Annotated in this window: 16 protein-coding genes and 1 tRNA gene; 7 read left to right on the top strand and 10 right to left on the bottom strand. The window is 53.1% G+C overall.

The window, feature by feature from the left end:
• Positions 1-82: 82 nt before the first annotated feature.
• Entirely contained in the window at positions 83-1429 is a 1347-nt protein-coding gene (gene purB / locus BQ9843_RS05505) for an adenylosuccinate lyase (protein ID WP_022387189.1), read from the bottom strand.
• A 330-nt stretch (positions 1430-1759) separates the two neighbouring features.
• On the opposite strand from purB, the gene BQ9843_RS05500 reads away from it, so the two are divergent.
• On the top strand, positions 1760-3757 hold the full coding sequence (locus tag BQ9843_RS05500; protein WP_040219568.1) for a DNA gyrase/topoisomerase IV subunit B: 1998 nt from the start codon (positions 1760-1762) through the stop codon (positions 3755-3757).
• A 48-nt stretch (positions 3758-3805) separates the two neighbouring features.
• Positions 3806-6046 carry a DNA gyrase subunit A gene (locus BQ9843_RS05495; protein ID WP_075844219.1) on the top strand — a complete coding sequence of 747 codons (2241 nt, stop codon included), beginning with the start codon at positions 3806-3808 and terminating at the stop codon, positions 6044-6046.
• 111 nt (positions 6047-6157) lie between these two features.
• On the opposite strand, the gene BQ9843_RS05490 is transcribed toward BQ9843_RS05495, so the two are convergent.
• Positions 6158-6229, bottom strand: a tRNA-Gly gene (locus tag BQ9843_RS05490).
• A 401-nt stretch (positions 6230-6630) separates the two neighbouring features.
• On the opposite strand from BQ9843_RS05490, the gene BQ9843_RS05485 reads away from it, so the two are divergent.
• The gene (locus BQ9843_RS05485) at positions 6631-10359 is read left to right on the top strand and encodes a SpaA isopeptide-forming pilin-related protein (RefSeq protein WP_075844218.1); all 3729 of its coding nucleotides are present in this window, start codon (positions 6631-6633) and stop codon (positions 10357-10359) included.
• A 137-nt stretch (positions 10360-10496) separates the two neighbouring features.
• Complete coding sequence (locus tag BQ9843_RS05480) at positions 10497-11114, top strand: class B sortase (protein ID WP_195906622.1); 618 nt, start codon at positions 10497-10499, stop codon at positions 11112-11114.
• Positions 11115-11119: 5 nt separating this feature from the next.
• Here BQ9843_RS05480 and BQ9843_RS05475 read toward each other — a convergent pair whose 3' ends face one another.
• Positions 11120-11347, bottom strand: a complete 228-nt coding sequence (locus BQ9843_RS05475; RefSeq protein WP_075844216.1) for a hypothetical protein — start codon at positions 11345-11347, stop codon at positions 11120-11122.
• Positions 11348-11479: 132 nt separating this feature from the next.
• Positions 11480-14707 carry a hypothetical protein gene (locus tag BQ9843_RS05470; RefSeq protein ID WP_075844215.1) on the bottom strand — a complete coding sequence of 1076 codons (3228 nt, stop codon included), beginning with the start codon at positions 14705-14707 and terminating at the stop codon, positions 11480-11482.
• Between the two features lie 212 nt (positions 14708-14919).
• Here BQ9843_RS05470 and BQ9843_RS05465 point away from each other — a divergent pair, with 212 nt between their 5' ends.
• Together BQ9843_RS05465 and BQ9843_RS05460 are read left to right on the top strand one after the other, a co-directional pair.
• Complete coding sequence (locus BQ9843_RS05465) at positions 14920-15954, top strand: helix-turn-helix transcriptional regulator (RefSeq protein ID WP_083647940.1); 1035 nt, start codon at positions 14920-14922, stop codon at positions 15952-15954.
• A complete protein-coding gene (locus BQ9843_RS05460) occupies positions 15941-16867 on the top strand; it encodes a WYL domain-containing protein (RefSeq protein WP_075844214.1) in 927 nt (308 codons plus the stop codon). The genes BQ9843_RS05465 and BQ9843_RS05460 overlap by 14 nt, the downstream gene beginning before the upstream one ends.
• Before the next feature lie 2 nt (positions 16868-16869).
• On the opposite strand, the gene BQ9843_RS05455 is transcribed toward BQ9843_RS05460, so the two are convergent.
• Both BQ9843_RS05455 and BQ9843_RS05450 read right to left on the bottom strand, forming a co-directional pair.
• A complete protein-coding gene (locus BQ9843_RS05455; RefSeq protein WP_075844213.1) occupies positions 16870-19761 on the bottom strand; it encodes a helicase C-terminal domain-containing protein in 2892 nt (963 codons plus the stop codon).
• 17 nt (positions 19762-19778) lie between these two features.
• Complete coding sequence (locus BQ9843_RS05450; RefSeq protein WP_075844212.1) at positions 19779-20738, bottom strand: D-alanine--D-alanine ligase family protein; 960 nt, start codon at positions 20736-20738, stop codon at positions 19779-19781.
• A gap of 138 nt (positions 20739-20876) precedes the next feature.
• On the opposite strand from BQ9843_RS05450, the gene rlmN reads away from it, so the two are divergent.
• Positions 20877-21929, top strand: a complete 1053-nt coding sequence (gene rlmN / locus BQ9843_RS05445) for a dual-specificity RNA methyltransferase RlmN (protein ID WP_075844211.1) — start codon at positions 20877-20879, stop codon at positions 21927-21929.
• A 174-nt stretch (positions 21930-22103) separates the two neighbouring features.
• Here the strand turns inward: rlmN and BQ9843_RS05440 are convergent, their stop codons facing one another.
• The 4 genes from BQ9843_RS05440 to rsmG all read right to left on the bottom strand — a co-directional run bounded on the left by BQ9843_RS05440 (position 22104) and on the right by rsmG (position 25153).
• Positions 22104-22355: a hypothetical protein gene (locus tag BQ9843_RS05440; protein ID WP_075844210.1), complete on the bottom strand. Its 252-nt coding sequence runs from the start codon at positions 22353-22355 to the stop codon at positions 22104-22106.
• Positions 22355-23173: a ParB/RepB/Spo0J family partition protein gene (locus BQ9843_RS05435; protein ID WP_075844330.1), complete on the bottom strand. Its 819-nt coding sequence runs from the start codon at positions 23171-23173 to the stop codon at positions 22355-22357. The genes BQ9843_RS05440 and BQ9843_RS05435 overlap by 1 nt, the downstream gene beginning before the upstream one ends.
• Positions 23174-23216: 43 nt before the next feature.
• A complete protein-coding gene (locus BQ9843_RS05430) occupies positions 23217-24017 on the bottom strand; it encodes a ParA family protein (RefSeq protein WP_075844209.1) in 801 nt (266 codons plus the stop codon).
• A gap of 374 nt (positions 24018-24391) precedes the next feature.
• Positions 24392-25153 carry a 16S rRNA (guanine(527)-N(7))-methyltransferase RsmG gene (gene rsmG, locus BQ9843_RS05425; RefSeq protein WP_083647939.1) on the bottom strand — a complete coding sequence of 254 codons (762 nt, stop codon included), beginning with the start codon at positions 25151-25153 and terminating at the stop codon, positions 24392-24394.
• Positions 25154-25226 lie beyond the last annotated feature (73 nt).

Raw genomic sequence — 25226 nt, 5'->3', positions numbered from 1 at the left:
TTCGACACAAAAGCCGCTGCGCACAGACCTTTACGTAAGGAACTGTACGCAGCGGCTCCACAGTCGTCTTTAGAGAGAATCTTTACGCGAAATCCAGCTCCTGCAGGCGATCGAACACCACGCCGATACGCGTGAGGAAATCCCAAGGATCAAAGATCTCATCGAGGGTCTCCTGGCTGACCGTACAACGCGGATCGGCCTCGAGGCGCTCCTTGAAGGTGGGGCCGCTCACGCAGTCCTGCACCTCGTGCCACGTAGCCATAGCGTTCTCCTGCACGATGGCATACGCGTCCTCGCGCGTAATGCCCGTATCGACCAAGGCAAGCAGGACCTTCGAAGAGAAGATAAGGCCACGCGTCTTGTTGAGGTTGGCCATCATGCGGTTGGGATAGAGCTGCAGGCCGTCAATCACGCGAATGAGGCACTGGAACATATGGTCAAGGGCGATGAAGGAATCAGCCTGGGCCACGCGCTCGGCGGAGGAGTGCGAGATATCGCGCTCGTGCCAAAGGGCGACGTTGTCAAAGGCAACCTGTGCGTTTGCCTTCACCACGCGCGAAAGGCCGCAGACCTTCTCCATGGTGATGGGGTTGCGCTTATGGGGCATAGCGGAGCTGCCCTTCTGGCCCTTGCGGAACGGCTCTTCGGCCTCGAGGGTATCGGTCTTTTGCAGGTTACGGACCTCGGTTGCAATACGCTCGCAGGTGGCTGCGGTGGTGGCAAGAACACCGGCGAGATACGCATGGTGGTCACGGGAGATAACCTGCGTGGACAGCGGATCGTGAACCAGACCCAGGTTCTTGCAGACGTACTCCTCGACAAACGGGTCGATGGAGCTGTAGGTTCCCACCGCACCGGAAATGGCGCCAAAGGCCACGTTCTTACGAGCATCCTTTAGGCGGTCAAGATCGCGCTTGAGCTCCCATGCCCAAGAGCCAAACTTCATACCAAAGGTCATGGGCTCGGCATGGATGCCGTGGGTGCGACCGGCGCAGAGGGTGTCGCGCTCCTCAAAGGCGCGACGCTTGCAGATCTCACCGAGCTTCTGAACATCCTCGATAATGAGGTCGCAGGCCTGGGTGAGCTGATAGCAAAGCGCCGTATCGCCCAGATCGGAGCTGGTCATGCCGTAATGGACCCAACGGCTGGGCTTAGGAGCATCGGCCGGGACATCGGCGTCGATGTACTCCTTCATGTTGGTAAGGAAGGCGATGACGTCGTGACGGGTGACCTCTTCGATCTCGTCGACCTTAGCCTTCTCGAAGTTGGCGTGATCGCGAATCCACTTGGCCTCGTCTTTGGTGATGCCGATCTTGCCGAGCTCTGCCTGAGCCTCGCAGGCCAGAACCTCGATCTCCTGCCAGACGGCGTACTTATTCTCCAGCGAGAAGATATGGCCCATCTCGGGACGGGTATAGCGGTCGATCATTGCGGCTCCTTTTTGGTTATTGGCACGTAACGCACATATTGTACGACGTAGACGCAAAAAGGCTGACGCGCTCTATAAAAACGCCCGAAGAGCAATACGAGCACAGATATGGCGCTTTGGCCCGAAAGCGTCGGAGAGTGTACGATACCATCATCTGCATGCCGAGCAAGCGCCTCGGGTTCAGGATGCAACATGGGATTCGCCTTCCAGCAGTGCTGCACTTTCTCTGAGAATTTCAACCTGATTCCCAGCATGCGATAACGTAATAGCAAGGACGCCTCGCGCAATGCCGAGGTCGAGGACCGGTTAAGGGACACCGAAAGAGCGAGTATGGCAAAAAACACCGCAAACTATGGTAACGACAGCATCCGTCAGCTCAAAGATGAGGAGCGCGTGCGCCTGCGCCCCGCTGTCATCTTTGGATCGGACGGCCTCGACGGCTGCGCCCACGCCGCCTTCGAGATTTTGTCCAACGCGGTCGACGAGGCCCGCCAGGGTTTTGGCAAGCTCATCACCCTTACCGCCTTTCGTGATGGATCGATCCAGGTAGAAGACAACGGTCGTGGCTGCCCGCTCGACTGGAACCCTTCCGAGAAGCGCTTTAACTGGGAACTCGTCTTCTGCGAGCTCTATGCTGGCGGCAAGTACAACAACAACGAGGGTGGCGACTACGATTTCTCGCTCGGCACCAATGGCCTGGGCTCATGCGCAACCCAATACGCCTCCGAATACATGGACGTCACGGTCTGGCGCGACGGCAACAAGTACTCCTTGCACTTCAAGAAGGGCAAGGTTGTAGGGACCAAGAAGAAGGCGCTTGAGGTCGAACCCACCGATGAAGAGCGCACCGGTACCACCATCAAATGGCGTCCGGACCTCGAGGTCTTTACCTCGATCGACATCCCCCACGAGTGGTACCGTGAGACCATGCGCCGCCAGGCCGTGGTCAACGCCAACGTGACCTTCCGCCTGCGCATCGAGGGCGACGACGGCGAGTTTACCGAGGAAGATTTCTGCTACCCGCGCGGCATCGAAGACTACGTGCTCGAGAAGGTCGGCGCCAACTATCTCACCGAGCCCTTCTTTATCGAGGCGGATCGCCGCGGCCGCGACCGTGAGGACCTGCCCGACTACAACGTTAAGATCACGGCATGCCTGTGCTTCTCCCGCACCTTCCAGATGCAGGAGTACTACCACAACTCATCATGGCTCGAAAATGGCGGTTCGCCCGAGAAGGCGGCCCGCAGTGCCCTGACCAGCGCAATCGACGCCTATATCAAGCAACAGGGCAAGTACAACAAAAACGAGAGCGGCATTAAGTGGCAAGACGTCCAGGACTGCCTGGTGCTGGTGACCAACTGCTTCTCCACCCAGACGTCTTACGAAAACCAGACCAAGAAGGCCATCAACAACCGCTTTATCCAGCAGGCCATGACGGCATTCTTCAAAGAGCGACTCTCAACCTATCTGATCGAGAACAAAGATGCCGCCAACAAGATCATGGAGCAGGTGCTCATCAACAAGCGCTCCCGTGAGAATGCCGAAAAAACTCGCCAGAGCATCAAAACCAATCTGCAACAGAAGACCGATATGGCAAACCGCGTGCAGAAGTTCATCGACTGCCGCTCGAAAGACAAAACCCGCCGTGAAGTCTACATCGTAGAGGGTGACTCGGCAGCAGGCGCCATCCGCACCTCGCGCGATGCCGAATTCCAGGGTGTCATGCCGGTGCGCGGCAAAATCCTCAACTGCCTTAAAGAGGATTATCCGCGCATCTTCAAGTCCGACATCATCATGGACCTCATGCGCGTGCTGGGCTGCGGCGTTGAAATCAAAGATAAGCGCATCAAGAACCTCGGTTCCTTTGACCTGGATAATCTTAACTGGAGCAAGGTCATCATCTGTACCGATGCCGACGTCGATGGCTACCATATCCGAACGCTCATCTTAACGATGCTCTATCGCCTGGTGCCCACGCTCATCGACGAGGGCTATGTCTATATCGCCGAGTCACCGCTCTACGAGATCAACTGCAAGGAAAAGACCTACTTTGCCTACACCGAACTCGAAAAGAACGGCATCTTAAAAGAAATCGGCGACCAGAAGTGCTCCATCAACCGATCAAAGGGTCTTGGTGAGAACGATCCGGACATGATGTGGCTCACCACCATGAACCCCGAGACGCGCCGCCTGATCAAGGTGGAACCCGAAGACGTCACGAAGATGGAAACCATGTTCAACCTGTTGCTGGGCAACGACGACGAGGGGCGCAAGCGCCATATCGCACAGCACGGCAAAGAGTATCTAGACCAGCTGGACCTGCAATAAGGCACAGCGCACATCAAAACGGCCCAAGAAGAGCAACAAGAGGAAATCGTGGCAAAGAAGAAAACTAAAACTCAGCCTAAAAAGAAGCAGGTCAACGACGCCAACGTCATCGGCTTGCATTCTGAGGTCACCGCGCAGCCTATTACCGAGACACTCGAGACTAACTATATGCCCTATGCCATGAGCACCAACGTCTCGCGTGCGTTCCCCGAAATCGATGGCTTTAAGCCTTCGCACCGCAAGCTGCTCTACACCATGTACAAGATGGGCCTGCTCAAGGGAGAGCGTCAGAAAAGCGCCAACATCGTGGGTCAGACCATGAAGCTCAACCCACATGGCGATGCCGCCATCTACGAAACGATGGTGCGCCTTGCCACGGGCAACGAAGCGCTGCTCGCTCCCTTCGTGGAGTCGAAGGGCAACTTTGGCAAATATTATTCGGGTGACCTGAGCTACGCCGCTTCGCGCTACACCGAGGCCAAGCTCTCTCCCATCTGCGCCGAAATCTTTAAGGATATCGACAAGGACCCGGTGGATTTTGTTGACAGCTACGACGGCGCCATGAAAGAGCCGCGCTTGCTGCCCACGACGTTCCCCAACATCCTGGTCTCGGCCAACAAGGGCATCGGCGTTGCCATGGCGTCCGACATCTGCGGTTTTAACCTCAACGAGGTCTGCTGCGCCACCATGCACTATCTCGAAGATCCCGATTGCGACCTGCTCGAATACATGCCCATGCCCGACTTCTCGACGGGCGGCGAGATCATCTATCGCCGTGAGGAGATGGAGCGCATCATCGAGACGGGACTTGGCAGCTTCCAGATTCGCTCGCGCTGGCGCTGGATTCCCGAAGAGCGCATCATCGAGGTCTACGAGATCCCCTACACCACTAAAACCGACGTCATCATCGAGCGCATCATCAAGCTCTCCAAAGAGGGTAAGGTCAAAGAGATCGCCGATATCCGTGACGAGACCGACCTTTCGGGCCTGCGCATCGCCATCGACCTCAAACGCGGTGTCGACCCGGACAAGCTCATGGCCAAACTCTATCGCTCAACCACGCTGCAGGATTCGTTCTCGTGCAACTTCAACGTGCTGGTCGACGGTTACCCGCGCGTCATGGGCGTGCGTCAAATCCTACACGAGTGGGTTGCCTGGCGCGTGGAGTCGACACGTCGCCGCGTGAGCTTTGACCTGGGCAAGAAGTCCGAGCGTCTACATCTTTTGCATGGCCTCGAGGCGATTTTACTCGATATCGACAAGGCCATCGCCATCATCCGCGGAACCAAGCTCGAGGCTGAGGTCGTGCCCAACCTGATGCGCGGCTTTGATATCGACGAGACCCAGGCGGAGTTTGTTGCCGAAATCAAGCTCCGCAACATCAACGAGGAGTACATCCTCAACCGCACCAAGGATATCGAGAAGCTCGAAGGCGAGATTGCCGAGCTCGAGGATATCTTGTCGAGCGAGGATAAAATCAAGCAGGTCATCAGCGACGAGCTTGCCGCGGTTAATAAAAAGTACGTGATGCCGCGCCGCACGGGCAGGATCGATCCTGCGGACGTCATCGAAGTGAGTTTGGAGCCGGAGGTCGAGGAATATCCGGTTACGATCATGCTCTCGCACGAAGGCTACCTCAAGAAACTAACGGATCGCGTGCTTAAGACGGGCGCCGCCCTCAAGTACAAAGACGGGGACAAGCCCTTTATCGAGTTCCCCTCCTCCAATACGCACGAGCTGCTGGTATTCACCGATAAGAGCCAGGTGTACAAGTGCAAGGTTGCGTCGTTCGAGGACACCAAGTCAGCACAGCTTGGCTCCTATCTGCCCACCGATCTTGAGATGGACCCCGACGAGTCTGTAATCTGGGTAATCGACCCCGAGGATTACAAGGCAGACGTGCTGTTTGTCTTCGAGAATGGCCGCGTCGTGCGCGTCGCGCTTGCCGGTTATGTGACCAAAACCAACCGCAAGCGCCTCAAGAATGCCATCTACGGCGGCAGCAAACTGCTGTTTGCCCAGGTGCTCAAGGAGGACCGCGACCTGGCGCTTGCCTCAAACGACGGCCGCCTAATGAGCTTCAACACGTCGCTACTCAAGACCAAAACAACCACCAGCACCCAGGGCGTCCAGGCGTTCACGGCAAAGAAGAATCGTATCGTCACCGCTGTGGGCGCGGCAGAAGACTTCCTGGGAAGCGAAGCCTCGACGGAGCGATTCTGCGCACAGGCCTTGCCGTCTGCCGGCGCTCTCATGAAGGAAAACGACATGCCGAGCTTGTTTGACTAGGGCGCGACAAAACAGCCGTTGTAGGCGCTCGCACCCTGTCGGGTTCGAGTCTCGGCACTTTATCAAAAAGGCACGGTAGCGAAACGTTACCGTGCCTGAAATTCGAATGGGAGCGGGCAACGGGACTCGAACCCGCGAGTGTCAGCTTGGGAAGCTGATGCCTTACCACTTGGCGATGCCCGCATATACGACGCAGTGAATGCGCGGTAGTTAGTATAACCTGCATTGTTCCTATGGAGCAAGAAACGTACCAGTCCACGATAAAACTGCGCGAGAAGACCGAGAGCCCATCGAAGATCATGGAGATGCGCGCCTCTTTTTGTGATGACAGTCGTCGCAATCAAAGCTAAGGGGCTTAACACCGCTGATATTTACCCCGTTTCACCTGCCTTGTTAGAAACTGGCAAGAATAAGGGGAATCGATGCGTTCTCTTTTGTAAGCATAGATGGAACTAACGGGGAATGTGTCCTTATACGCTCGACTCCCATCGATTCGAGGGAGGACGATTGTGAATCACAGCAAGGCACGCCGATTCCCCTGGCGCAACACGAACGACAACCGCTCCATAGGACGCCGCAGACCGGTGCCGCTTTTCGTTGTTCTCGCTATCGCCCTTCTCGGAGCGACATGCGCTGTTGGCAGTGCGCTCATCGGCGCGCACGCCAACAGCGACTCCATCACCGTAAGCGACCTGGTTCACAACCCCAACTCCTCTGACGGACACGGCAAGCTCATTCGCGTCGAAGGACAAAACGTCGCCTATTGCGCACAGGGATTTCTTTCCTATCCCGAAGTGGGCCAAAAACTCACTCGATACGGTTCGCCAAAAATCCCCGAGCTCGACTACGTTGCCTATCATGGATACGACGGAAAAGTCGTCACTTCGGTTGCGGGACTCGATAAAGGCAAGTCTGAATCTGCCACTATGGCAGCAATCTGGCTTGCCATTGGTGACAAACGGCCTGACCTTCTCAATTTTGTTCCCAAATACGACCCTCCCTGGCATGGAAACAAAGCTTATAAGGAACGATGGGAAGCCATCAAAGACCCTCACATCAAAGAAGCCTCTTGGAACCTCTACCAGCAGGCAATCGTCTATGCTCAAGCTGGTGGAGGAGGTATCGAAGAGGGGTGCGCTATCCTATGGATCAATCGCACACCAAAAGGCGAGAATAAAACGTTTGGATATCAAAGTCTCGTCACCAGCGAGAAAAAGACCCGCGTGATTTTTTCGAAAACCTCTGCAGACGCAAGCATCAGCGCAAATAACGAAGAGTACGCACTTGAAGGGGCAGAGTACGCAATCTATCACGCATCAGATTCTTCACTAGCAGACACCGTTGTCACCGATGCAAATGGACACGCCGAACTTGCCCTCAAGCCCAATACTGCCTACTATGCCCAGGAAACAAAGGCTCCAAAGGGTTTTGCCATAAACGAAGAACGAATCGAATTTACAACCGCAGGGCTCAACAGCCTTGTTTCGACCACCGACAAACCTGGTACGTTCACCCTTGTTGTTTGCAAACATGACGCCATAAGCGCAGGTGCGGCACAGGCAGGATGCTCGTTCGAAGGGGCGGAGTATGAGCTAACCTCGGATAGCGCGCCAGGGTTTCATGCGACAGCTACCACGAACAAAGAAGGTGTTGCCTCGTTTGAAAACATCCCTCTCGGTACCATCCATGTACGGGAAACTAAAGCTCCGCAAGGTTATCTCCTAGACACAGAAGACCACATCTACCATGTTGGGGCCGACAATCTTGATGAAAACGCCACGTTAAGACTCATCCCCGAAAGCGATTTTGATGAGATACCCGTCGCATTTGATATCGAGATTGCAAAATTCAAAGACGAAGGCGATGAGGGCTCCTCGAAGCAAGAGATTCCTGCTGAGGGGGTGTGCTTCCAGATCATCTCCAATACCACAGGCAAAGCAATCGGATCGATCACAACCGATAAAGACGGATATGCCACAAGTAAGGGCGCATGGTTTGGGAACGGTTCGAACTCCCACGTCGCTCATGGGGCGATTCCCTACGACCCCGCGGGCTATACCATCCACGAGGATGAGCAGACCATCCCCGACGGCTTTGCAGCAATTGAAGATTGGACGATCGCTGCTGACCAAATAATCGACAATTGCACATTGAAGTACATCATCAACAACCATCGAAAGATGAGTCGGTTGCAGATCGTTAAGGTCGATGCAAAATCCGGGGAACGCATTCCTCTTGCCGGATTTTCTTTCCAGCTTCTCGACAACAACAAGAACCTTATTTCCCAAAGTGTCTGGTATCCGGCCCAATCAAGCATCGACACCTTTACCACGGGCGACGACGGAAGCGTCACGCTGCCCGAGCAACTAGCAACGGGAACGTATTACATCCGAGAAATCACAGCAGCGCAGCCCTATGTCCTTGCCGGAGAAGACGTACAAATCGAAATTAGTGGTGATGAGCCGCTTTGCATAGCCACTGTTGCCAACTCCCCCGCCACAGGAATCGCCCAGCTTGTCAAAACCTGCTCCGAAGACGGTGCGGCTCTTGGTGAAGCCGAGTTTGATGTGCGCGTTCATGAGGATATTATCGCCCCGAACGGATCGGTCCTCTTGAGCGCGGGGACCGTTGTTGACCATGTAAAAACCAACGAAGAAGGACGTACAACGACAACAAAACTCCCACTCGGCAACGGTAAGGCAACCTATGAGTTTGTTGAAACAAAACCTGCACCCGGCCATGTGCTCGCAAGCAACCCGATTGTTTTCACGCTTACCTACGAGAACCAAGACACCCCGCTTGTCAGTACAAGCTGTGCGATATCGAACATACCGACAACGGTTGAAATCAAAAAGATAAAAGCAGGGACCGATGCACCTGTCCCCGGCGTGCAGTTCACCCTCTGGCGCCTGGAAGACGAGCAGACACCCGAGCCCGGCAAACCCGCCGAAAGCAACGACATCGTCAAAGACCATAACGACTCCCACGATATTCCCCAACTCAAAGAGGGTTGTTTGCCGCTTACGATCACGACCGATCAAAACGGCATCTGCCGCGCGATTCACCTGCAGCCTGGCATTTGGCGCATCAAGGAAACAAACACGGCCAACGGCTTTCTTCTCGATCCCCTTATTCGCGAATTCACCGTTGACGAATACGGACGTATCGATGGCGAGGAGTCCTATAAGATTGTTATCGAAAACGATTTCACTAAAATCGATGTCTCAAAACGAGATATCACCAACGAAAGCGAGCTTGCCGGCGCGCATCTTACCGTCACCGATTCCGACGGAACTATCGTCGATGAATGGACTTCGACCACTGAGCCCCATCGGATTGAAGCGCTTGCGCCAGGATCTTATACACTCACCGAGACGCAGTCGCCCCAAGGACACGATGTAGCAAAAAGCATCACGTTCACCGTTGAGGAAAGCGGCGAAATCCAAGCTATTGCCATGTATGACCAGCCCATTCAAATCACTGGAGAAATTGACAAGCGCCAACAGCGCCTCACGGAAGCAGGCGAGGGCCGTGTATATACGTATTTGCTTGATATGCGAAACACAAGCAACACCTGGGTCGACGAATGCACGGTTACCGATCCGCTCGATTGCGTAGCTCAAGGAATGGCAGAAGTAACCGGCGTGATAACGCCCGTCGCTCAAGGGGATTACGACGGCAAACTCAACGTTTGGTATCAACTTTCCAACGACGATGATTACCTCAACGAATCAAACGCCAACGCAACCCTCGAAGACGGTCACGAAAATCCTTGGCTCGAAGGCGAAGGTCGCAAGCTCGACTATTCACATTGGCATCTTTGGGAGCAAAATATCGACGCTACACAAGCAAGGATTCTTGACGTTCTCGATCTTGATCTTAAGGAGAGCCAGCACATCTGCGCAATTCGCTTTGAATTCGGCAGCGTTGCGGATTCGTTTACCACGCAAAAGGACGGATGGACGCGCTCCGATCTAAAGAGCGAAAACGACTCCTACGATAAAGCCCCCAATAAGACACAAGAAGGCGACCTTGCGCCCGCGATTATCCAGCTCTCAACAAAAAAGCGATGGGAAGGCGGGAGCTCTCTTCTCAACAGTGCGGTTATCGACCTCTACCGAAACGGCGGAGGCCCCAACCTTGAGGATCACGATAAAGATAAGGTTAAACAGATCATCGGGCGGCCTCTTGCACAAACCGGTGTCGACTCCGATTTAATCCCCTTGCTTGCAAGTATCCTTTGCAGCTTCGCCTTTATAGCAGTCATCCTCTTCCCCAGCATCGTGCGCAAATCGAGCAGGACTAAACGATGATATGCACAACCCGAAGAGCGTTTCTGGCATCCTGCGGCGTCGCATCGCTCCTTTGGATCGGTTCCGCTGGGATAGAATCCGCACAGCGTCTTGCATCTCAGCTCGCTTACAGGCAGCTGCAGAGCAAGACGCCCGCGGTGGCAAACGCAACGCCTCGCTCCACCTCGACCGCAACCTCGGCCTCGAGCAAAGAGGTAGCCAACCTGCTTGATCAAAACAAAGACGCCGCGGGCTGGCTCGTCGTTGAGAACACGGCGGTATCCTATCCCCTCGTTCAGGCATCACCTAAAAACAAAGATTGGTATCTCCATCATAATTTTTGGAATCAAAAGGACGTAGCAGGGTGCCCCTTCATTGACGACAGGTGTACAGTCTCTTCCCAGCATGTCTTGGTCTTTGGCCATCATCTTGGATCGACCAAACTGATGTTCAGCAGCCTCGCATCAGCCTGGAAGAGCAACGTGTTTCAGACACTCGGGTCGGCGAATATCGAAACCGTCGATAACCTTATTTTTCGCTTTAAGCCGCTCTGTGCACTGCGTGTCGAGAAAAACTACGAACTCGTTCAGCGATTTGCATGGCCGGACGCCGACGAAATGCGCAACTGGCTCTCCCTCATTCTTGACCAGGCAGAAACAAAAGCCCAAACCGCTCAGGAAGACGCCCATAAAGCACGGCAAGTCCTAACACTCGCCACCTGCTCGAATGCAGTAGCAGGACAGCAAGAGCGAACGCTTATCGTTTTTTCACGCTGATATGTTTAGAGCGCCGAGCCTGTATCCGATACTTCGTTTGAACCAGCCGTATCCTTCTCAAGCTGCTTGTCGGCTTGAGTTGCGGCTTGCTCTGCCTTGATGCGTTCGGCACGGACGTCTTCAGGAGTCGAGCATTTAACGCCAACAAACCAAGCAGCACCAAAACCGAGCAAAAGAGCAAGTGCAGCTCCTACGGTATAGGCGACCCAATGGCGACGAATAAAAGAAAGCACGGTTCCTCCTGAAACTTGGATACGGCTATCGTAGCAGCTTTTCTAAAGGCGCATGCAGCATATGCGATATCGATTCAAAAAGAAGCCCGCTTCCATAAGGAAGCGGGCGAGCAATCTTTGTTTGACAACAGCCTACGATCTACGAATAACCTCGGTAACCAAATCGGCTGCGTAGTTAACGTTGTCGGCATTAAGATTGATGGGATGATCTTGCTCGGTGTAAGCGCAAGCAAAACTCGACCCCTCAACGCCAGCAAGCGTCATTGCGCGCAGGCTCCTCTCCATTGCGGCGTGCGCATCGGTGTCGACATAGGGCATCTCGACCGAAGCGAGCGGACGATGGAAATCGGACGCCACGCGCGAGAAGAGACCCGTGATGCGCCTGTCGGCCTTCAAAGTACGATGTTCGCCCTCAGTCGTAATCATGGAGAGCTGGCCGGCGCCCACGCACTTGAGGTTGATGATAAAGACACCGCGAAGCTTGTCGCGATGCTCATCGAGAAACGCCTTCATGCCGGCATTGTCGTTCTCGGTAGCGCCGGTTGCAACAAACCAGATGTCGTGACCCAAAAGCTCGTCGTCTCCCAAAGACGTCACTGCCTGGCGAAGCTCATCCTCATTTCCCTCGCCAGCGGCACCGCCCTTCCAGCCATCGTCGCCTTCGAAGTTATCCCACGAACCAATGTCGCGGCCAGAACGCTTCGCATCGAAGTCCTCATCCACGCCGAGCCAATCGCTCATGCTGGTCTCTTCCTTCTTTTTGCGTCCAAACAAGCCACGACGCTTCTTGGCAGGAGTGGCGGACACAGGAGTCACCGCATGGATGGTCTCGAATTGCTGCTGCGGGACAGGCGACACCACATCAGTCGAATCAATAACGGTAAACGTCGGCTTTGCCGCGACGGGCTGGTCCATGTCAACTGGAGCCGGAATGGAGGAGAAAGGATCCACCGGCTTGGCGGAAGGATCGGGCAGGTCAAAAAGCGAAGACCGATTTGCCATGGGGTTCGCACGAACCGTCGGAGTCACCGGCGGGATTTGAGTTGACGCCACTGCGGGGGATGCAGGAACCGAATCAAGCGACGGAATATTGAGCTGTCGTTGGGGACGCGGTGCCGGAGCCGGTGCGGGAGTAATCTGCGCCATCAAAGAATCGACGGTCTCGACCTGTGCAGGCATAGCCTGGGTTCCTTGATGCTGTACAGGCATGGCCTGGGTCCCCTGAGACTGCGCGGGGATGGCCTGTGTGCCCCCAGCCGAAATCTCCTCTACAGGAACAAAGACCTGCGTAGACTCGACAGTGGTCCCTTCGGAGCCATCGGTCAAAGGCACGTCGTTGTTCCCTTGTTCAACGTTATCTTCCTGCTCATCCATTACCTGAGCCATATCAACGGAAACCGTCTCATCGGGCGCGGGCAGCACCTGCTCCTCTTCGACCTCGTCCGCCTCATGTTGGGCAACATCCTCAGCAGCGATGCCGTCCTCAGACTCCTCCGCAGGCTGATCAACCTCATCGAGCGGGAGAGGTTCGTCCTCGACCAGCTCAAAATCGGCCTCGACAATCTCCATATCATCAGTGGGGATGATCTCCTCAAAATCCTCTTCGCCCGTAAGCACAAGCGGCTGTTCTTCGGAGGCGGCAGGCAGGGGAGTCTCCTCAACAAGCTCATCCGGAATGGGAGCCACAATAGAAGTTTGAGAGGCATCGACGGGCTGATCTTCAACAAGCTCGTTTGGAATGGGCGGAACAATCGACGTCTGTGAGGCGTCGAAGGACTCTTCATCGGCCTGTTCTTCAACCTGCTCATCAAAGACAGCCGGCTCATCTGCGGCTTCATCAGTCTCTGTATTCTCGCCATCGGCAAGCTCTGCCACAACGGCGGGAATCGCGAGGACCTCCTCTTCTTCGGTCACCTCTTCGTCAAACAGCGAAGGAGCAATCGGGACGACCGCGGGAGCGGGGACAGGCGCAGCAACGGCATCGGCATGTTCGTCGGAAACCGCGCCGGGAGTCTCCTCGACCGCTTCCTCACCCTGCGTTTCGACAGGAACGGCAACGGGCTCATCCACGGAAGCGACAACAGGCTCATCCACGGAAGCAACAACGAGATTATCCACCGAAGCGGCAGCGGGCTCATCCACGGGGAACTGACCCTCATCGTACTCCAGGTCGCACTCGGCAGGAATCATGCCCAGAGCACGAATGGTGTCCTTGCCAAATCGCAAATTGCCAGCAGCGTTAAGAGGCAAGACCGGCGCCTGCTCCGCAGCATCTGCAACAGTATCCGCAACAGCATCGGTCGCAGCGGGAGTACTATCCACCGGCAAGAGATCGTCATTGGCAAATGTATCGTCGACCGTCTCATCGTCAGCCTGAGTCTCCTCGGTAGCCACCGAGGAATCCTGCTCCGGCTGTTCAAAAGCAACAACCGGTTCCTCCTGAACGGGCAACTGCGGTTGCGAAATGGGCATCTCGTCTGCAGTGCTCGCCTCAGCATCACCAAGCTCTGCCTGCCCGGATTCTTCCTGGTAAAGAGGCTCGTCCTCGACTTCTGCCGTATAGGAACTCTGATACGCACCGCTCAGCGAATCCAAATACTCCTCAAATGGGACATCCTCCGGGAATTCATCGGCACGAGACGACGGCGCAACCGTGTCCATAACGCCCAGCATGGCAGCCACGGAGGATTTGTTGCAGATTGCACCCGTGGTGTAGGGCATGGCAAAGCGATCAAAAAGAAACGCAACAGAACGCAAAAGGGGAATTAAGGAGAACAGGATGGCAATAACCCAAAGTACCGCTTTGAGAGCACCCGGGAGAGGAAGCAGGCGAAGGATGGCAACGGCTGCAGGAAGCACCATAGCAACCGGGAAGAGCTTGTTGATAAGCGCACGATAGCTTGCAAACGGTTCGCGGCTCAAAAGATCGGCACGAGAAGAATCATAATGCGCAACTACGACAACCGGACGATTGCGAGGAGAAGCAAGGGGGCCAGATGCCTGATGATAGGCGATAACGTTTTGAGAAAGACCGTTTGCCCCAATCGCAGGGACAGAGATCTTATCCAAACGAATAAGCACGTACAGAACGCCCAACGCAAGAACAAGCAGGAAGCCAAAAATACCCAATGCCCCGCCGATTCCCATAAAAAGCGTGGCAACAAACAGTACGATTCCCGCAATGGCAGAAACGTTTTTTCGAGACGAAGAAGCGGTAAATTCCTGTATCTCGGGATTAAAACCGTGGTCGGTGAAAATACGTGCGATGACATCTGCAGCGGTGCGTTCTTCCTCGCTGCAGGCAGGGGTAATCTCCGTGCGCTGCAGAAGATGATTCAAATATTTTTTACTGTTAGCCATGTAGGGCTCCATATCGCGGTTGCTTAATGCATGCAGGCATACCGCTCCCACGGTAAGCCTGTATAGGCGAAAGTATACCCTTACTTATCTCTAGCTGCAGCGCCGAGCCCGGATGCCAGCCCCCTTGGCACATTTTCCCCGCGAGACTCCATATCGATTAAAATGGTGCCGTTGCGACGAGATGGTCCGCTGCGGAAGGGGTTGCGCATCTTATGGCTGAAACAACAATTCATTCGATGGATGGCTCAAATGAGCGCAATGAATCCGCTCGGCGCATTCTCAACCTACTCTTTATCCTAAATTGCACCTCGAGACCCCTCACAACCACCGAGATCATCACCGATAGCGATCTTGGGTATGGAATGGCGGGTATTGAGAGCGAAAAGAAAAAATTCCAACGCGATCGCAAAAAACTCGAAGAGTACGGTGTCCACATCCGTGAAGTTAAAGAGAGTGGAGCCAGCGAAACCGAAGAGAGCCGCTGGGAGATCGACCGCGAACGCACCCATATAGATACAGCCGTCGTCACCCAAGATGACGCCGATATGCTCGTACATGCCGTCGATGAGTATCTGGCGCGTACAAAGATATCCTTCCGCTCCGCATTGCTGCGCATCCGAGCCGTCGCAGCGGCAATCGATACCGATGCCGAGCAGGACGAGAGCGTCGATGATGTCGAGCAGGTAAACGAGCAGATTCAAAACGTGCTCGATACCGTGTGGGCAGCTTATTGTTCACGAAAGTCCCTTCCCTTCTGCTATCGAGATGCAAAGGGGAAAGAATCCAAGAGAACGGTATCGATCTACGGCGTTGTTAACCAGGCAAATCAGTGCTATTTCGTCGGTCTCGACAACCTTTCCGGCAAGGTTCGAACCTTCCGCACCGACCGCGTCACACGCATGAACAAGCCCCGCGGATCCTACACCATCCCCCATGATTTTTCCCTCAGCGCTTTTCAGTTTCTCCCCTTCGATTTAGGCGATGAGGAGGAAATTCAAGCGACCTTCGCTTTTCCCGCACAATCCGTAGCTGGAGAAATCGAGGTGCTCACACATGGAAGGGGAACGCTTGAAATACAGCCGGATAAATCCTTGCGCTGGAACATCGCAGTGAAAAATCCAGACGCCGCCGTAGCCATGGCCCTTAAAAACGCCTCCCTTGGCATGCGTCCCTGTTCCCCGGCGTCCCTCGTTTCCCTTTGGAACTCAACAATCACCAAGGCGGTGGAGGCCCATGGCCGAATCTAAACTTAAAGCCGATCAAATCGTCGCCGGCGGCATCAGACTCCTTCAACTGCTCACCGCTGCGCCAAACCAATCGGTATCCATCGCCCGTGCCTGTTCTGCACTAGGGGTCCAAGTTTCCGATCTCGATCGAATCGTCGAAATCGTCTCGAGCCTCTCGGACCGCTCCACTGGCGTGAGGGCCATTATCGATATGGACGAAAAAACAATATCTCTCGGCGGAGATGCCGCCCGCCTCGTGCCGCTGAGGCTCTCTATCAATGACGCTGCCGTATTGAGATATGTTCTCGCCTCGCTGAATATCGATCAAAGCACCCGTCTTCGCATCCAGGCGGCACTCGATGACCCGTCGCAACTCCAAACCCAGATGATTTCCCTAGCAGAACCAGCGCGCTACGGTTCGTTCTATCAAAAACTACTCGAAGCGATCGAGGATGGCGTGCGACTCCGTATGGGGTATCGCTCTATCGATGAAAAGGAGCCACATGTTCGCACCATCGATCCCTACCGTCTGGTGAGCGAGGAATCGGCGACCTATCTCGATGCTTGGGATGTCGAGCAGGACGCACAGCGTAAGTACCGCCTCGACCGCATCTCCTCTCTCGAGGTGACGGAAGAATCGGCGATACATCACCCGTTTGATCGGACCGATATACAGGAAAGTCTCGAAAAATCAGGTGTCCGGGCGCTGGTGCGATGCAACAAGTCCTACCTGCCCCTCATCACCTGGTCCGGTATCATGCGCACCGAAGACCAAGATGACGAGACGGTCGTACTCGAAATATATCTGGCCTCTAAATCTTGGTTGTTTGACCAGGTTCTTGCTGCAGCGGGCAACCTTTTGATCTTGGAGCCCCAAGAGCTGCGCACGGAATTCATATCCTATGCAGAGCGCTTGATCCTCCCCGAACCGTAAGATTACTTCGACCTCGCGCGCCGCCACAACTCAAGATAGCGTCCAACCTGATTGGACTCGATTTTTTGATATCCAGAAGTTGGAAGCGATTGCAAAAACTTCTTCCCGTATCCCTTTGTCACCAGACGGGAATCGGCAAGCACAAGGACCCCTACATCCGAGGACGTACGGATAAGACGCCCCGCCGCCTGCTTAACCTCAAGCACCGCATCGGGCAATGCATACTGTGCCCAGGCCCGCTCTTCGCGAAGATCTCGCTCTTGAGCCAACGGATCGGTGGGGCTCGCAAAGGGGAGCTTGGGAATCACCACGCAACGCAACGTATCACCCGAGGCATCAAAACCCTCCCAAAATGCTTTTAAGGCAAAAAGAGACGACGATTTCTCTGCAATAAAATGATCGCGAAGATAGCGCGGCGAAGAATTGCGCTGTTGACACACAAGCTCCAGGCCTTCTGCCGCGAGCTTTGGTTCCACGCGAGCATAGAGGTCTTCCATGTCTCGCCTATTGGTAAATAGCGTCAGTGCCGATCCGCCCATGGCAAGGTGCACATCGACGAGCAACTTTTCCAAGGTATCAAGATACGCATCGCGGCTTCGCGGGTCGGGAACATCGCCCGCCACCACAACCGTCATGTTCTCATCAAAGTTATAGCTTGAATCCAAATGCACGGTCTTGGTTAATCCCGAGGGAAGACGATTGAGGCCGACAGACTTTGTGAAGTGAGAAAAATTGTCCGCAATCGAAATAGTTGCAGAAGTAAACACGACCGACTGCATCTCCGGAAGCCAACGCTCTGCCAGCGCTTCCCCGATGTCAAGAAGTTCGGCAGAAAGCGCTTCTCCACCCGCCTTGAGGCGACGATTCACCCGCAGCGAGAACACATAGCGCTCGTCGGTACCCTCAACGATAAGGGAAAGGGTTTCCTTCATCTCTTTAAGGCGGCGTGCGCCGTCGGCAGCCTCAACAACAAGGTCCGGCTTATCTGCAACCACGGCCTCCACCAGTGAGGCTAAATTCTTTGCTGCCTCATCGAGAGCAGAAAGCGCCGTATTTGCCGGGGCGAGGAATTCGTCCCATGCCGCGCTTTCCCTCAAATCGGGACCGATCCAAAGGTTGACCATATCGTAGGAACCCCCGCGCTGAGTACGCGAAAGGTCACGGACAGCATCAAATAAATTAACCATGGCAAGCGAAGCGCGGCGCGTGCTCACCACCGCTTTTGCCGTAAGACCCATATAGAGCGTCGCCGCATCCGACCCGGCAAGCTGATGCGTCAGCTGCCCAAGGGCGCCCATGCGCTCGCCACCCAAACGCTCAAAGACCGTCCGGGATTCATCGGCAGAAACCGTTTGAGCCCACTGTCTGCGCGCCTCACGCTCCACCGAATGGGCCTCATCGACAATCCAGTGACGAATGGGAGGCAAAATCTTTCCGTCCGCCGCGACATTTCTAAAGAGAAGAGAATGGTTTGTGACCACGATATCGGCACGGGCCGCGCGGCGGCGTGCACCATGAACCAAACAACCGTCTGGGAAGAACGGACAGAGGCGTCGCGCACACTCACGCGATGCAGTTGTGAGATCGCCGCGGTTCACACTGCGCCAGCGTATGCCCACTCCATCAAGGTCCCCATCGGGAGATTGGCAGGCAAAGGCATAAATAACCGCAATTGCCGTGAGAGTATCCGCCGGGTCTTTATCCGTTTTGATTTCGCTCGATGAGCGACTCAGACGTTCAAGCTTGCGTAAACAGGGGTAGTGGTCGTAACCCTTGAGCGCGGTAAAGGAAAGGTCGCCATTATATTGTGCGGCTAGCCTGGGAAGCTCGTGGAACATGAGCTGATCGGCCAGATTGTTCGATTTTGTGGCGATGCCAACGGTGATATGGTTGCGTTTTGCCGCCTCCGCCGCGGGCAAAAGGTATGCAATCGATTTGCCGACGCCTGTTCCGGCCTCAATAACGCGATGTCCGCGCAATGCAAAGGCATCGCGCACCTCCTGCGCCATCTCAACTTGCTCGGCGCGAGCTTCAAACCCCTCGTACATCGATGCGACTTTACCGCCGGGAAGAAACTCCGCCTCAATCTCTTCACGCGAGGGCATCTCGATGTTTGGCGCATCATCAGCATCGACGCATTCGGGGGAGAGATCGGCATGAACAACACGCTGTCTCTCCGCCACCAGGGAGAAAGCGGCACCCGGATTTTCCGCCGCAAGATAGGAAAAAATCGGACGGTACGACCAGCTGACATCTGGATGCATGTCGGCGAGATGAGATAAAAGACCCGCAGGCAAGTCGGCCAACGCCGTAAGAAGAATGCGCCAGACACCGCACAGCGCCTCAACATCCGCATCCGCACGATGAGATACCGCATCGCAACCAAACAGATCGGCCATAAACGATAACTTGTGGGAAGCAAGACGCGGCAATGCTATACGAGAAAGCGCAAGGGAGTCGATCCAGATGTCACTTACGCGCACTCCGCCCTTTACCGATTCGATAAAGGACCTATCGAATGTCGCGTTATGAGCGATGACGGGGCATCCCCCAACAAACTCTTCCAGCGCCGCTACTGCCTCTTCGGCACTCGGCGCGGTGACAACATCGGCATCGGTGATGCTTGTCAATCGCGTGATTTCCGCCGGTATTGGGCAGCCCGGATGAACAAAAGTATCAAATCTCTCTACCACCTCGCGGCCGTGCATGCGGGCTGCAGATATCTCAATCAGCTTATTGTCCTGCAGCGAAAGTCCGGTCGTCTCGGTATCGAGAACAATCACATCATCTTCTATCAGTCCAAAAGAACGCGTTTTCGCGCGATCGGCGAGCGTCTCGTATGCTTCGATCACATAATCGGGTGTACCGGGTAAAACCGCGTCTTTCATGAGCATAAGGGCTGTATTTCTCCTTATCGCCTTCCCGCTCGCGCAAGAGCCATCTCAACCAAGCTCGCACAAGCATCGGAAAACTCGATGTTGGCATGACGCAGCTCGTCTGGGAACAACGAGGCATCGGTCATGCCGGGAATAGTATTGGTTTCGAGAATAACAGGTCCTGAGGACGTCACGATAAAGTCACTGCGTGAAATGCCAAAACAACCCAAAGCCTCATGGGCACGGCAGGCTAGATCTTGCGCCTTTTCGTAATCTTCTTTGCTAATCCTGGCAGGAATGCGATGAATATCGGTGGGGTCGACATACTTCACATCCAAATCGTAAAAATCACTCTGCTCAGGGCAGCAAATCTCAACAACCGGAAGGGGCTTAAGCGTCTCGCTGTCCCCAAATACTCCAACGGTAATCTCGGTGCCCACGAGGCGCTGCTCGATAAGAACCTTGTCGCTGTATTTAAACGCCTTCTCAATGGCACAAGGCAGTTCCGAAGGATTTTTAACAAGAGAGATGCCGTAACTCGATCCATTTACCGCTGGTTTCACGAAACTCTCTTCCCCCACAACCGCAACGATATCCTCAACGGTTATGGGATCGTCCTTCTTCAAGGTAACGCCCTTTGCGATAGGAATGCCCGCATTGGCATAGATGAGCTTTGAGACGTCCTTGTCCGCGCCGCACGCACTCGAAAACGCATCTGACGCCGTGTAGGGGATACCCAGATAATCGAGAACGTGCTGAATCTCCCCATCTTCGCCACCGGCTCCATGCATGGCAAGAAACGCCAAGTCGTAGTCGCGAATGCAGTCTATAAACATTTTGTCTGCCGGATCGAGCAGGTCAACCTTCTTAAACTCAGCTGCCCGCAGGGCATCTCTTGCATTTTCACCCGATTTGAGCGAAACCTCTCGCTCCGATGAGCTCCCCCCCGCAAGAACTGCAATGCGAAGATTCTTATCGATGGCCTGGGTTTGCATCGTTCCCCCACTCAACAGCAAAAAAGACCTCATACACGATGTACTTTTACGTATCTCGCGCCTCCCTGCTCCTTTTATTTCGCAGAGATACTTTATTGTAGAAGTAACTTTGTTTTGTAGCGTATTGAAAGGGGCATCATGGAGCAGATTGTCCGTAAACGGGATATTCGTGATCTTACCTATGCCGAACTCGCCGAGATTGTCTCGTCATGCGGTCAGCCCGCATTTCGCACTAAGCAGCTGCATGAGTGGATTTCTATTAAGAACGTATGTTCGTTTGACGAAATGACGAACCTTCCCAAAACTCTCCGTGCTGCGCTCGAGGAAGAGTATTGCTTCAACACTCCCAAGGAAATCGTTAAGCAGGTTTCCCGCGATGGATCGCGTAAGTATCTTCTTGAGTTCTCTGACGGCGTTTCCGTTGAGACGGTCGGTATGCCCACGCGCAATAAACTCTCGGTCTGTGTCTCGACCCAAGCTGGATGCGGAATGGGTTGCGCCTTTTGCGCAACTGGACTCTCCGGCCTCACTCGCTCCCTTACAGCCCGCGAAATTGTCGACCAGGTTCTTCACGTTTCTCAGGACTTTGGCGAGCGCGTGACTAGTGTCGTCTTTATGGGGCAGGGCGAACCCTTCAATAATTTTGATAACGTTCTCGAAGCGCTTCGCACCCTTAACGACCCTGAGGGCCTCGCTATCGGAGCACGCCATCTTACCGTTTCTACCAGCGGTATTATTCCCGGAATCCGTCGCTTTGCAGACCTTCCCGAGCAATTCACCCTCGCCATTTCCCTGCACTCTGCCATTCAATCTACGCGCAACCAGTTGATGCCCGGCGTTAAAAAGTTCACTCTGCCGCGTCTTCACGAAGCAATCCAGCTCTATGTCGAAAAGACTGGCCGTAGGCCCACATATGAATACGCCATGATTGACGGTATCAACGACAACAATCCCGAGATGAATGCTCTTGTTGAGTTCTGCGAGGGGACACTCTGTCACGTCAACCTTATCCAACTGAACAACATCGTGAGCAGCCCACTCAAGCCTTCTCCCATCTCAAAGGTCGAAGAGCTCCAGCGTCGTCTATCCAAGCACGGTGTTGAAACTACGATCCGCAATTCACGCGGGGGAGACATCGATGCCGCGTGCGGCCAGCTTAAGCAGCGTCGCTTCAAGAGCAACGAATCTTAAACATCGTTTCACATGAAACATGTAATGCCGCCGCTCGCGATTGAGCGACGGCATTTTTTTCTTTGCTCACTCTGTTATCCATGCGGGATTGATTACAAAAAAGGGATGGAGCTGATGCCCTCATCCCTTTTATTCACTCAACTTAATAAACGAGCTTGTATATAGTAAGGTACCTTAATAACCGATCATATCCCATTGGTTGGAAACCCAGTCCTGATTTACCTTTGGATTTTTGGTCATTTGCGCTGTCTTTAATGCTACATCTTCCGTAACACTATCAACCTTCTTTTTTGATTCTTTATACATATCTTGTGCTCCGCGCGTCAATCGTCCGCGAAACTCGTTATCAGTCGCAATCTTATAGCCAAAGAGCGATCCAGCAACAACAATTGCACCAAGGCCAAGATATCCAATTATCTTTTTCATTATTCCTCCGCACTATTCATAACAACGGATAGAATCTGCGAGAGTTCCTCCTCATCTTTAAACTCAATTTCAATCTTGTTCTTCCCACGCGACGACTTCACCTTAACGTTTGTATTAAAAACTTGACGCAAAGCGCGTGCCGCCTTCTTGTACGACTGTGGTGTCACAGATTTAGGCTTCTTAGGCTCTTCTCCGACAGAAAACAACGGAGCAAGGTTTTCAGTCGCACGAACAGACAATCCCTCATTTACAACCTTCTGAGCAAGACGAATCCTAGCATCCTCAAAGGGAACTGCGAGGATTGCTCGCGCATGACCGGCTGTCATCTTTCCATCAAAGAGAAATTGCTGCACTTCATCAGGAAGATCGAGAAGGCGAAGCGAATTGGTGATCGCAGAACGAGACCTCGAAACAGCTTTAGAAAGGGCTTCTTGAGTCATTCCGCTTTCCTTTAGAAGCTGCTTATATCCTTTAGCCTCTTCGATGGGATTCAAATCTGAACGCTGCAGATTTTCAATCAAAGCAAGCTCAAGCATCTTTTGATCATCAACGTCTTTGATAATCACGGGAAGCTTTTCGATACCGGCCAACTTCGATGCCTGGTACCTACGTTCTCCAGCAATGATTTCGTATTTCTGTCCTTTTTTGCGAACCAGCAACGGCTGCAATACACCATTCTCCCGAATAGACTCGCTGAGCTCCTGCAAAAGAGTCTCATTGAAATGCGTGCGAGGCTGATTGGGGTTGGGTTGAATCTTAGTGATATCTATAAGCGTATCAGACGCAACACTCCCGGTTTCAGTTTGAGCTTCACCCATTAAAGCGTTCAGACCACGACCAAGCGCCTGTTTCTTCTTAGGACTAGGCACGACGAATCACCTCTTTGGCAAGATCCATGTATGCTTTAGAACCCTTATTGTTTGGTGCGTAAGTAATCACTGGCATTCCAAAAGAGGGAGCCTCGGATACTTTTACAGATCGCGGAATACAGGTTTTAAACGCCTTATCGCCAAAGAATCCCTTAACTTCATCAACAACCTGATTTGAAAGCGAAGTACGAGAATCGTACATCGTCAGAAGAACGCCGTAGGTTTCAAGCTCTTTATTGATACGCGTTTTAACCATGCGCATCGACTCCAGAAGCTTTGTAACTCCCTCGAGCGCGTAGTACTCACACTGAATTGGAATTAACACGCTGTCTGCCGCTGTCAATGCATTAATCGTTAGAAGTCCAAGTGACGGAGGGCAATCGATAAAGATGAAATCAAACTCATCAACAATCGGTTCTAGAAGATCCTTAAGGCGTGTTTCTCGCGCCATTGCAGAAACGAGTTCAATTTCTGCACCAGCAAGCTGGATAGTTGCAGGAATTACAAACACTCGCTTACATTCGGTGGACTGAATAATCTCCTCAGCGGGAACATCATGAAGAAGCGAATCATAAACACACGCCTCAAGCTGCTCTTTATCGATTCCAAAGCCGCTTGTTGTATTTCCCTGCGGATCAAAATCCACAATGAGCACCTTTTTATTTTGCTCACCGAGCGCTGCCGCTAGATTTACTGCCGTAGTGGATTTACCTACGCCACCCTTTTGATTGATGATCGCAATTACACGCGTGTTTTTTGCGCTTTTAGATCGCTTAACGTCTCTAAAGCCCACGTCACCCTCCTTGTTTAATTGAACTTCATTTTGAGTGATCATATTGTTTCATGCGAAACGATTGGTTTCTAACCATCAGACCCATGTTTCACGTGAAACAATTCAATTTCTATTGCTCATTATGTTTTACGTGAAACAAACATGCAAGAGAATATTCATAAGCCGCAGTGCATAAACCGCAAGAACAGAGAAGGTTACTAAAGTCTCTATAGGGTTCGTGCATTAGAGCTCCATCATTTAATTGATCAACTTGTTCTTTTTAACTGAATAAAAATAAGCGCTCGTATATAGATCCAAGTGCTTTACTGGATTTAGCAAAGATAAACTAAATCAATGATAAAAAACAGTCTCGTTTGATTGTTTCACGTGAAACATTATGCAAGAGGATTCTTACGAGCCATTCCATTTTGACGAGGTAAGGAAATGGAGGGCTTGGAAACACGTTCAAACAAGAAAAATTCTCGATGACCTAAATCAAAAGGAAGGTCAAATGTATCGGTTCGAACCAATGTAAGACCACAGATGGAAGCAGCCTGCTGGGCAGAAACCAACTCATTATCTTCTGGGTTGCCTTTTGAAATAATGAGACGTCCTCGTTCACGTAAAAAAGGGGTTGCATATTCAATAAGGATCGGCATGCTTGCAAGAGCTCTTGCAACAACGATATCAAAGCATCCTTTATTTTGAATCGCATATTCCTCGATGCGAGTATGAACAGCAGTTGCCCGATCAAGCTGAAGCTTCCGAATAATAGCGTTAACAGCATTTATTTTCTTTCCGACAGAGTCAATAAGCGTCCCCGTGGCCCCGGTAGCAATAGCCAATGGAATACCTGGGAAACCAGCACCAGTGCCCATATCGAGATAGGTAAGATCAGAGGAATCAAAATACCGAGCAAGGACAAGAGAATCAAGAAGATGAAGAATAATCGCTTCATCAAGATCGGTAATACGCGTGAGATTAATGTAAGAATTGACCTGCTCAACATAGAGAAGATGCATAAGACAATCTTGAGCTTGTCGAGAAGTAAGAGTGATATTAAAGCTCGAACAGGCATCAAGGAGCTTTTCCGTCAAAACCTTGATCTCCTGGTCCGTATACTCAAGCTCTTGCAGAACGATGGGGCGACCAGACATAGCTACTCCTTAATCAATTTTGACTGAAATCAGTGTAACAAGAATTTCAGTCAAAAAAAGAGGGTCATTACTG

The organism is Collinsella bouchesdurhonensis, assembly GCF_900155365.1.
Lineage (GTDB): Bacteria > Actinomycetota > Coriobacteriia > Coriobacteriales > Coriobacteriaceae > Collinsella > Collinsella bouchesdurhonensis.
This window is presented reverse-complemented; position numbering and strand designations above follow the sequence as displayed.